General features: G+C 32.2%; 7 protein-coding genes. 1 reads left to right on the plus strand and 6 read right to left on the minus strand.

Annotation, left to right across the window (positions count from 1 at the left end; translation table 11 throughout):
• Positions 1-14: 14 nt before the first annotated feature.
• The 6 genes from Q0739_RS03220 to Q0739_RS03245 all read right to left on the minus strand — a co-directional run bounded on the left by Q0739_RS03220 (position 15) and on the right by Q0739_RS03245 (position 10,849).
• Complete coding sequence (locus tag Q0739_RS03220; RefSeq protein WP_298237255.1) at positions 15-2,048, minus strand: hypothetical protein; 2,034 nt, start codon at positions 2,046-2,048, stop codon at positions 15-17.
• Positions 2,049-2,065: 17 nt separating this feature from the next.
• On the minus strand, positions 2,066-3,535 hold the full coding sequence (locus Q0739_RS03225; RefSeq protein WP_298237256.1) for a RagB/SusD family nutrient uptake outer membrane protein: 1,470 nt from the start codon (positions 3,533-3,535) through the stop codon (positions 2,066-2,068).
• Between the two features lie 8 nt (positions 3,536-3,543).
• Positions 3,544-6,585, minus strand: coding sequence for a TonB-dependent receptor (locus tag Q0739_RS03230; protein WP_298237257.1), 3,042 nt, complete (start codon positions 6,583-6,585; stop codon positions 3,544-3,546).
• A 240-nt stretch (positions 6,586-6,825) separates the two neighbouring features.
• Positions 6,826-9,639 carry a triple tyrosine motif-containing protein gene (locus tag Q0739_RS03235; protein WP_298237258.1) on the minus strand — a complete coding sequence of 938 codons (2,814 nt, stop codon included), beginning with the start codon at positions 9,637-9,639 and terminating at the stop codon, positions 6,826-6,828.
• A gap of 155 nt (positions 9,640-9,794) precedes the next feature.
• A complete protein-coding gene (locus Q0739_RS03240) occupies positions 9,795-10,472 on the minus strand; it encodes a head GIN domain-containing protein (RefSeq protein ID WP_298237259.1) in 678 nt (225 codons plus the stop codon).
• A gap of 83 nt (positions 10,473-10,555) precedes the next feature.
• Positions 10,556-10,849, minus strand: a complete 294-nt coding sequence (locus tag Q0739_RS03245) for a heavy metal-binding domain-containing protein (RefSeq protein WP_298237260.1) — start codon at positions 10,847-10,849, stop codon at positions 10,556-10,558.
• 138 nt (positions 10,850-10,987) lie between these two features.
• Between Q0739_RS03245 and Q0739_RS03250 the strand changes: the two genes are divergently transcribed.
• Complete coding sequence (locus Q0739_RS03250) at positions 10,988-11,554, plus strand: hypothetical protein (RefSeq protein ID WP_298237261.1); 567 nt, start codon at positions 10,988-10,990, stop codon at positions 11,552-11,554.
• The last annotated feature ends 5 nt before the right edge of the window (positions 11,555-11,559 follow it).

Consider the following 11,559-nt stretch of genomic DNA (forward strand, 5'->3'; position numbering starts at 1 on the left):
AATTAGTTTTTAAATTAATTTGTAAGTTTAAACTCATCAAAATAATAGACCGTACCGTCTCCTGGGTTATTAGGGTCGAAATCAAAGAATAATACAATTCTATCATAGTTAAAAGACTGAGCATCTGTAAAATCGAATACTAATTCTTCCCAAGAATTTGCTACCGTTGTAAGAGCATCTATTTCATGAAATTCATCACTATTGTTCGAGTTTTCTATTTTTAAACGAACATTTACTCCTGTTCTTGGCGACCATGTTTTAACACTTATACTTTTGAAGGTGTCTAAATCTAATGGTTCTGCTAACCCAAAAAACGTTCCTCCCCAAAACTGAGCCCCTGAAGACTTAGTAAACTGTGCTACATTAGCACTTGAGTTTATTCCTGAAGCATCCGGATTCGCTATTACCTCGGTTGGCGCGATATCTCCAAAATCGGTAAAAGCTGGTGCAACTCCTTCAAAATCTTGTAAAGGAAAATCTAATACTGTTGCTACGAGTTGTATTTCATCAAAATAATAAACCGTACCGTCTCCTGGATTATTAGGATCGAAATCAAAGAATATTACTATTCTATCATAATTAAAAGGTTGTGCATCTGTAAAATCGAATTCCAATTCTTCCCAAGAATTTGCGACCGTTGTAAGTGCATCTATTTCATGAAACTCGTCTGAATTATTCGAGTTTTCTATTTTTAGACGAACATTTACACCTGTTCTTGGAGACCAAGTTTTAACACTTATGCTTTTGAAAGTATCTAAATCTAAAGGCTCGCTTAAACCAAAGAATGTACCTCCCCAGAACCGAGCCCCTGAAGACTTTGTAAACTGTGCTACATTAGCGCTCGTATTAATACCTGAAGCATCTGGATTTGTTATCACCTCTGTTGGAGCTATATCTCCAAAATCTGTGAAAGCTGGTGGAGTTCCCTCAAAATCTTGAAGCATCTGAGACACCACAACGCCAGCGAAATCTTGTTTAATATTATCTACATAGAACGTCCAATCTGCACTTCCATCACCTGCTGTCCCAAAATCAAAGAACCAAACTAATTTTTGATATGTTTGAGATGTGTCAATATCGCTAAAGTCTATAGTAACCTCTTCCCAGGCGCTATTACCTGTTAATGTAACTTCTTTTTCAATAAAAATATTGGCATCGTCAAGGTTTTCTAGCTTGAACAGTAATTTGCCTCCAGCTCTTGGGGACCAAACATTTAATTTAATAAGCTTCTTAACACTAAAGTCTATAGGAGCAGAAGCTACAATTACGTTACCAGCCCAAACTTCTGGCCCTCCCTTAACTATTTTTGCCACTTTAGCTGATGAATTACCATTTGTATCTGGGTTATCTATAACTTCTCCTGAAGCACCATCAAAGCCAAAGAATACAGTGGTGTCAAAAATTTCAAAATCTATTGGTAATTTTGTTGGTGTTGTAACTGAAATCACAACTTCTACTTCCGTGGTTTCAACGCCACCACTTAAAGCAATAACTTTTATAGTGTAATCGCCCACCAAAGGATACTCAAAGCTTACTGTTTCGCCTAAAGCTAAATCTGTAGCTACTTCGTCTACATTTGATGCGTCGAAAAACACTTGAAAAGCGGCTGCATAATCTGCAGTAGCAGACACGTTAACTTGAAATGGGTTAGCAGGGTCTATCTCTGCTTTAATTTCTAGGTTCTCTGGAGCTCGAAAAGAAACTACTAGTTCTTTAGTAACTTCTTCACTAACCAAACCTGTTATACCGACTGCAACAAAACTAACGGTGTAAACTCCTTCTTCATAAATGTGCTCAGCAGATTCGCCTTGCATTACGACTTCGCTTACATCTGAGCCATCACCAAATGAAGTTATGTTATAAGATGCAGCACCCTCCGCATTAGGTGTTATTTTTACAAGTCCTGAGTTGTCTGGTATTAACCTAAAGTCTACTGATACATTTGTAGGCGCAACAACTTTATCGACAAATCCTAAATCGTTATCATCTTCGGCACAACTTACAAGAAAAACCAAAGCTAAACTTAATATGTATTTTAATGTTTTCATATTGTCTTTTTTTAAAATTAGTAATTAGGGTTTTGCTCCCATCTATTACCTGCTAATTGAATTTCAATTAATGGTATTGGAAATACTTCGTGCTTTCCAGACACAAATCCGTCTATTTCATTTGCAGCTCTTCCTGTGCGGACTAAATCAAAGAAACGATGGCCTTCACCAACTAATTCTACACGACGTTCTTTATATATATCATTGGTTAAATTAGATCCTGAAGTAGAAACAGCTTCAAGCATAGCTCTTGTTCTTACTCTATTTAGATAAGTTCTAGCTCTTTCGTCGCTAATACTCCCTCTATTTAATGCCTCTGCAGCCATTAACAAAACGTCTGCAAAACGAATAGCTCTATAATTATTGGGGTTTGTTAAGTTGGCGTCTCCCGTATTTAGGTCGCCTTGGCGCGAAATGTATTTTCTATTAAAATACCCCGTATGTTCATTGCCTTTCCCAAAAGTAGCGCCAGTTTCTAGTGCCCATGCCTCAATATCTAATATGGAATACTCTAAACGGATATCTCCGTCTTCGAATGCGTTAAACGCCTCCTGCGTTGGTACATTGAAACTAAATCCAGATTCGAATTCTGGACCATCATATTTTCGTATGCCATTAAAACCTACAGCAACATTACCTTCGCTACATTGTAAACACTCAAAACTTGCTCCTTCTTCATCAGTATATTGTACCTCGAAAACAGATTCTATGTTATTTTCATTGTTGTTTTCAAACATAGTTTTTGCTAGTTCTGATGACAATAAATCCATAGGTATTGAGGGTGCGTTGCCAATTAAATCCTCAAGTACTGTTCCTGCCTCGGTAAATTTATCTTGGTATAAATAAGCTTTACCCAACAACGCTTGTGCTGATGCCTTAGTTACTCTACCTTTTTGAGCTTGCGTATAAGGTAAGTTTGACACTGCAAATTTTAAATCGTCTTCTATTAGAGCATAAACATCTGCTTTAGGCGATTTATCAATGGTGGTTTCTTCTCCAAATTGAACTCTTTTATCAATAATTAATGGAATGTCACCAAACCATTTTACTAATTCAAAATAATAATAGGCTCTTAAAAACCTTGTTTGAGCTAGCACATTATTTTTATTAGGAAAATCTGTTTTGTCTTGAAACTCCATTATATAATTAGTTCTACTAACTCCACCATACATCCACGTCCAGATATCTCTTAATTGTGCATTTATTGGAGTGTGAATCATATCGTCTATTTCTTGAATTCCAGGAACATCTGTTGCGCTCTCACCGCCTGCAAGTGTATTGTCTGAAGCAATCTCACCAAGCATAACATTTAGGTAGGTTGATTGCAACACATCATACGCACCAATTAAAGCATTTTGATAATCTTCTTCTGAATTGAAGAATTCATCGGATATCTCGTCTGGAGATGCTACATCTACAAAATCGTCACTACATGAAAATGTAAGAACAAAGACGATAAGTATATATTTTAGTTTTAAATTTTTCATAACTAATATTAAAATTTTAAGTTAATTCCTAATAAGAATGTTTGTGCGCTAGGATAAAAACCTTGATCTACACCGCCGCCAATTGGAGCACCTGATGATGCTGTTGGATCGTAACCTCTATATTCGGTTAAAGTCACCAAATTGCTTGCAGACACATATAACCTTAACTTACTTATTTTAGAATTCTCCAGAGCTTTGTCTGAGAAATTATACCCCAATTGTACATTCTGTAATCGAACAAAAGACCCATCCTCTACAAAATAATCTGAAAACAAGGTGTTTGAAGTAGCCGCTGTTGTTACTCTAGGTGTGGTGTTTGTTGTGCCCTCACCGTTCCATCTATCTAAGAAATAAATAGGTTTATTTACCTTGTTTTGATTTCTTTCATAATTACGAACAATTTCATTTCCTAGAGAAGCAAATGCATAAGCAGCGAAATCGAAGTTTTTATAATCTAGCGAAATATTAAGACCCATAGTGGCGTCTGGAATTGGATCTCCAAGGTATACCCTGTCGTCTGCATCTATTATATTATCACCATTTTGGTCAACAAAACTTAAATCTCCAATTTGAGGCGGGTTTTTTTCTGTTGGTACAGAGTTGTTAAAATCTTCTTGGTTTTGAATTACACCATTCGTTTGTAAACCATAGAAAAAGCCAATTGGAAACCCTGCTTCCATTCTTGATGGTCCAAATTCTTGACCTACTCCAAATGTACCTCCTTCAATAAAACCACCATCACTTGTTACTGAAACAACCTGATTGTCTATAGCTGTCACATTGTATTTAATGCTAAATTTAAAGTTGTCACTAAAATTATCTGAATAACCAATAGCAAACTCTAATCCTTTATTTTCAACTATTCCCGCATTAACAAATGGAGATGCAGACCCTGGAGCAGAAGCCCCTAATATACCTGATACTTGCGGTTGTACTAACAAGTCTTCTGTTCTCTTGTTAAAATAATCTATCGTAATATCTACCTTGTTGTTTAAAATTCGTGCATCTAATCCTATATCTAAAGTTTTTTGTTTTTCCCATTTAATTTCTGGGTTTGAAAGTCCGCCAATAGATGATCCGAACACCACTTCATCGTTATTATCAAAGGTATAAGTAGCCTCCCCATTATTAAGTGATACAAATCCATAATCATCGATTCTGTCATTACCAAGAACACCATAAGAAGCTCTAAACTTTAATAAATCGAATACAGCGCTGTCTTTTAAGAAATCTTCATCTGAAACGACCCAACCAATAGATCCTGAAGGGAAAAAACCAAACTTGTTTTCTGGTCCAAATTTTGTAGAACCATCACGACGAACCACGGCTGATAAAAGATATTTTCCTTTATAGTCATATTGAATTCGCGCGAAGTATGATAACAATCTTGAATCGAAAATAGCATTTCTTCCCGTAGCTTGATTAATGTTTTCAATCTCAGAAGCTTCTTCAATAGAGGCGTTAATGATATTGTTGTCTATTATATTAAAACCCTTAAGTCCAGTAAATTCACCTGTTGTTTTAAAGACAGACATACCTAGTAAAACGTTAATCTTATGAGTGTCATTTAATAGGTTGTCATATTTAAGAAACGCATCGAACGTATAATCCCTAAAATAATCTAGTCCTTCAAAAACTTCGCTTCTGTCATTATTAAACACTTTGCCGCTACCATAATCAACTTCAGGACTAAATACCTTTGATGACACTTCAGAATAATTAAACTGAATATTAGATTGTGCTGTAAAGTGCTCTAAGAAATTATAAGATAATCCTGCATTACCACTCAATCTAATAACTTTACCTCTATTGTAGGTGTTAGCCATCTGAGCTACTGGATTTATTACTTCATTGCCTAAGCCTTCTGCAATTGTAAACGCTCCAGTCTCATCTCTAACGCCTTTGGTTGGATCCATATTTAATGCATTAAATAGAATAGATCCAAGATCATTTTCGAGAAGATTTCTTTTATTCGTTCTCATTAAGGTTAAACCAGAAGTTAGCTTAAAGTTTTCAAGAAAATCTAGATTGTATGTTACTGCATTAGTAAAACGTGTAAAATTTGATTTGCTTCCCCCTACAATACCATCTTGAGTTAAAAATGAACCACTATAAGAGTATGATGATTTTTTACCACCTGCTTTAAATAAAATACTGTGATTTTGTATTGGTGCACTTTCAAACACTTGGTCTTGCCAATCAGTTCCTTGCCCTAAAACAGATAAATCAGGAAAAGGAAGCGCGCTTCCCCCTGAAGCAAAAGCTTCATTTATAATTACTGCATATTCTGTGGCATTAAGCACTGGTATTTTTCGTGTAGTTTCCTGAAAACCTCCATATGCATTATATTCTACCGTAAGAGGCATGTTTTGACGCCCTTTTTTAGTGGTTATTAAAATTACACCGTTTGCAGCTCTAACACCATAAATACCAGCAGTCGCATCTTTAAGAATGTTCATGCTTTCAATATCGCTAGGGTTAATAACACTTAAGTCCTCAATAACATTGCCATCAACAAGTATTAATGGTCGGCTATCTCCATTTGTAGACACCCCTCTAATACTAATAGTTGCTGCTCCACCTGGCGACCCTGACTGCTGAGTTATATTTACACCCGCAACCTGACCTTGTAATGCTTGTTCAACTCTAGTTGGTTTTAGCGCTTCAATAGTTTCTGCGCCAACTACAGATACAGCACCTGTAATCTCTTTTTTGGTTTGTGTACCATAACCAATAACAACAACTTCGTCTAGTTGCGCAAGGTCTTCTTCTAATTGAATGGTTAATGTTGAGCTATCTGTTATCGCTTGCTCGTAGGTTGTATAACCTATATAACTGAAGGATAATATTGAGCCAATCTCAACATCTGAAATTGTAAAATTGCCGTCAAAATCTGTAACAGCTCCTTTACTTGTGTTTTTAACTATAATGTTTACTCCAGGAATAGGAAAACCTGTATTATCTTGAACAACCCCAGACACACTAACATTCTGTGCGCCTGAATATGTAATAAGAAAAAACATTAAGATTTTAAAAAATGTGTGTTTCATATGAGTTTAGTTTTTTAGTTTGATTAAAACTAATATTTATAGATGTGGAATTCTTATTATAAACCTCAACAAAAAACATACATCATAAAAAAAACAATAAAGTTTTTTGAAAAACCTAATATTTACAAGTGCTTTTTACGAATTTAATAGTAGATAAAATAAAGAAACGTGCTAAAAAAACTATAAATGTTGTGGTATTGTATAGGAAATTTTGATACCTGTATTGTGGCTATTATAATTTTATATTTCTAAAATATAGTCCGTTAGGCTAGATTTATGACTTAGGTCTATTTTTTTTCTTAGTCTATAGCGTTTAACCTCTACGCTTCTAGGAGATATGTTAAGAAGTGGTGCTATTTCTTTAGATGATAAATTCAATCTTAAGTAAGCACATAACCTAAGGTCGTTTGAAGTTAGGTTAGGATGTAGTTCTTTTATTTTTTTAAGAAAATCTTTATCTGCATTGTTAAAAGCCTCTTGGAATAAATTCCAGTCATCATTATTATTTAGATTTCTATCTATTATTTTAACAATCTGTTTTAGGCTTCTTGTTCCATCTGAATCCATTAATTCTTTTTTAATAGATCCTAAAAACTCATTCTTCTTTATTAGATTCATGGTTGAAATACCCAATTCTCTGTTTTTATTCTCTATGTCTTCTCTAAGTTTTTCATTTCTAAAACGCATGAGTTGTTGCTTGTTTTCTAACTCCTTCAATTCTAACTCCCTACTAGCCTTTTGCATTAATCTTTTACGTTGGTTTCTATAATAGGTTGTGTAAATTTTGTGTGTTAAAAATGAAACTACAATAACACCTAATAGGTATAGCCCAATGGCAACATTTGATAAAAACCATGGTCTATTGATACTAAAAGAATAGCTTTCTGTGTTTAAAGTTGTTTCATTGCCTACGCGACCATTTACAAAAAAAGTATACTCTCCATAGGGTAAGTTTTCAAACAGCACACTACCTGTTGTTGTCCACTCACTCCAAGATTCATAAATTCCTTCTAGTTTGTAACGATATTCTGGTTTTTGGGTTTTTGAAAATTCTGAAATACTATAAGAAAACTTTAAATTATTTTCATTATTCTTAAGCTCTACGTTTTTTGTTAAATCGACTAAACTACTTTCGCTATCACTTTTAAGCTTACTAACGGTTATTTGATTGATATTTATTTTGTGTTTATGCTTATTATTTTTGTTTAAATTAAAAATAATATAGCCCGCAGAAGACCCTAATAAAAATTTTTCGTCTTCTACATGTGTTACACTTTCGTATCCTATTACATCTTTCCTAATATCTACAGGAAAAGGAATTCTAATAATCTTTTTTTCTCCTATTAGATTAGACTCGGTTAAAAAATTTATTCCTTTAGAAGAAAAACTCCATAATTTTTTAGTTTTTTCTTCCCAAACTAATTTTCCAGATGTAAAATGTTCTTTATCTATAAGCCTACTTAAAATCGTGTCTTTTTTAAATTGCTTTGAAACATAATCAAACTTAAATATTCCTTTTCTATTTGTGTAAAGTAAATCTTTATTGCTTTTTATTAAACTAGAATACAACCCTTTTTCTAATTGCTTGTCTTGATTATAAGTTTCTACCTTAGTTAATTCTTTATCTACCTTTAACTTAAAAAGCCCCTTATATTCATGATTAACATAAATTTCTTCTTTGTTTATAAATTCGAAAAAACGGCTTGAAATATTAAAACCTTCTAGTTTATTTCTCAATTTCCATTTTCCGTCTAGTTTATGAAGTATATGTAAGCCGTTATAATTTCCTTGAATTAACAAATTTGTGTCGCTACTCAATTTTTTAATTAGCCACGCACCTTGAATATCTACAATCTTTTCGGCTTGCGTATCATTAATAACGAAAGTCCCTGAATTATGTCCGCAAAAAAGAACCCCATCAATTACCTTTAAAAACCAAACTTGACCTTGAGTATTTTCAATAAAATTAAACTTATTTTTACTATATAAATCTCTATAAAACAACCCTTGATTTGTTCCTAAGTATAAAACACCATTATTAATTACTGAAGTATAAACACTCCCAATATCTCCATTAGTGTCATAATAAATATTATATGGTGATTTAATATTTATACAATTAATCCCATTATCTAATCCTAACCAAATATTATTATCTAGATCCTCATGTAAAAATAAAACGGTATTGTTGCTTAAACCATCAGACTGATTTATTTTATAATTAATTGTACCATCCGTTTTAAGGTGTATTATTCCATCAGAAATGGTTCCTAACATAAAACTTCGGTCTCTCATCTCAATAGCACTAAATACACTTACTTTTGCTAAATCTGACTTAGCTGATATATCCCATGGTGATAAACTATTGTCTGTAAGATTATAAAAACCACTGTCTTGAGTTAATATTAAAATACTATTAGTGTGGTTAAAAATATTAACTATTACATTGTTTCTTATTACCTCATCTTCTGAAACCAAAATTTCTGTTCCGTTTTCAATTCGATATAAGCCATTATTTAAGCTTTGGAAAAAAAACATTTCATCAACCTTAAATAATCTGGAAATTTTAGTTTTAGAATTTACAACGCTGTAAACTTTTGTTTCTTTATTATAAATATGAATTCTGTCTAATGATTGAAAAAGTATCCAGTTTTCATGATTTAAGATATTCCAAAACTCTTCATCTTCGAGAAATTTAATATCAAGTACATCTGAAAGAGAGGTATAATTTAACACACCATAATTATCTTTTTTCCAGTAACCAAATTCATGATAACTACCTGTGAAGATTAAATTATCTATTACTTTTACTGCACGAATAATCGTTTTATTTGGTGAATTATATAAGGTCCAATTTGCACCGTTAAATTCTAAAAGGCCTTTATTATTAGCAGCATAAATATATCGATCCTTTGATTGAGAAATAGACCAATTTTGAGATTCTCCATGATAATCGCTAGGCAAAAAAACATTTATAGGGAATCTTTCTTGTGTATGTAGTATAAGTGAAACACACGCAAATAACCAAAACAGATGTCGGTGTATAGGTTTCAAATTATTCTTATTTATTAGTTGTTGCGGTACTAATGTACTAAAAATAAAGACTCAAATGTAAATTGTATGGGTTATGTATGGGTTTAATACGATTTTTAGGAACAAAAAAAACCACTATAAATAGTGGTTTTTTTACCTTAAGATATTTATGTTATTTATTTTTTTATACGTTTTATTCTACCTCCAAGAACTCTATTTTCATTTACTATTTCTGGGTCTCCATAAATAAACACATCACCTCCAGCTCTAATTTTGACATCAACTAATTTTGACGCATTAACATATGCCTCTCCTGCTGCATTAATAGAAACTTCTGTCTTATGGGTTAGAAGCTCTGCTCCTTTATAAACACCACCTGTACTTAATACTATTTTTTGACTTTCTGATTTTCCAGATGTTTTAACTACACCCCCAGTAACTGATTTAATATTTGCATAAGTTACTTTTAAATCTAAATTAATATATCCGCCTTCTTGAGCTTTTAAGTCAATTTCAAACTGTTTTAATTTATCTTTAGAATGTACCTTAGCGCCTTCATTTACATCAATAATATCAACTCCTGAATAATATAATACAACCTTTGTCTTATTACCATCAAAAATTTCTTCAAGATTCATTTTTATTTTTAACTTACCATTTTTGTTATTAACTAGAACATCATTTGCGTTTTCTCCTGTAATAACCACTTTGTTTTCTTTAGACTTAACGAGTTCTACTTCGATTAAATCATAAACCTTAAGTTCACTAAACTCGCCTATAGATTTTTCAATTGGATTTTGTGCTGTTAATACTATTGATATTAAAAATGTGAGGGATACTAATAATTGTTTCATCTGTTTGATTGTTTTCTTAATAAAACGTAAAATTATCAATAATTATTCCGTTATACTTTTTCTTTATGAAAATATTATAATTATTAAACAACCTTTACAGCTGTTCCTGTAATAGAAACAAAAAAATACGAAGTAGACGAAGTTTCAATATCTATTGAAATACCTACTACAGCATTAGCTTTTAGTTTATTAGCATTTTCTTTTAAACTCTGAAAAGCTTCTTCTTTTGCTTGATTAATAAAATCTTCGTAAAGCTTTTTGTTTTTTGTTGTTTTAAATGAAAAAGAGGTTTTTACATTCGTAGAAACCCCAGTAACAATACCCAAATAATCTTGAATTGGATGTCCCTCAATAGAGTTTGTTGTACTTAGTATCATAATATTGTTTATTTATTGGTATTAAAAGTATTTATAATGTTACGAAAATAAATCAATTAACATCTCATCAATTCTAATTGAGTTTATGTCTAACATATTAAAATTTATACTTCTAAAAATTTCCTTTATTTTTATAGGATGGATTTATTCAACTATATCTCAATTGCCTTTTCTTTTGTTTATACAGCTGCAGCGCTTAGGCTTCTTGGTGGTATATCTTCAGCTACTAATAAACAAAGTAGATACTTAGTTCATTTATTATTTATCGTAATCCAGTTAATTAGCATAATCACCAGTTTTTGGGGTGCTTGGGCATTAAGAGATTTAGAAGGTTGGAAGCTTTATAAATTTCTTATTGTTTTAATGGATGGAGCATTGTATTATTTTATTGCTACAGTATTAGTCCCTGAAAACCCAAACGAAATTAAATCTTGGAAAGACTACTATTATAAAAACAAGCATAAGTTATACTATGCTATACTTACATTTTTAGTATATATTCAATTAAATGCGTATGTGTTGACTGACCAAAAACTTTTCCATCCAGCACAATTTTTCCATTTAATTGGACTCTTTCCTATTTATTTTGGCTTGAAAAGCAAAAACCATAAAGTTCATGTTGTAATTTCTCTTTATTATTTAATACTAGTTTTAACAATGATGTTTACTGTTGCTTCTAAACCTGGATGGATAGACCAATTATAAAATAA

It is taken from the genome of uncultured Algibacter sp. (assembly GCF_947487605.1).
Taxonomy (GTDB): domain Bacteria; phylum Bacteroidota; class Bacteroidia; order Flavobacteriales; family Flavobacteriaceae; genus Algibacter_D.

Coding starts and splice junctions, on each gene's coding strand:
- Q0739_RS03220 (WP_298237255.1), bottom strand. CDS start 2,048: ATGAAAACATTAAAATACATATTAAGTTTAGCTTTGGTTTTTCTTGTA.
- Q0739_RS03225 (WP_298237256.1), bottom strand. CDS start 3,535: ATGAAAAATTTAAAACTAAAATATATACTTATCGTCTTTGTTCTTACA.
- Q0739_RS03230 (WP_298237257.1), bottom strand. CDS start 6,585: ATGAAACACACATTTTTTAAAATCTTAATGTTTTTTCTTATTACATAT.
- Q0739_RS03240 (WP_298237259.1), bottom strand. CDS start 10,472: ATGAAACAATTATTAGTATCCCTCACATTTTTAATATCAATAGTATTA.
- Q0739_RS03245 (WP_298237260.1), bottom strand. CDS start 10,849: ATGATACTAAGTACAACAAACTCTATTGAGGGACATCCAATTCAAGAT.
- Q0739_RS03250 (WP_298237261.1), top strand. CDS start 10,988: ATGGATTTATTCAACTATATCTCAATTGCCTTTTCTTTTGTTTATACA.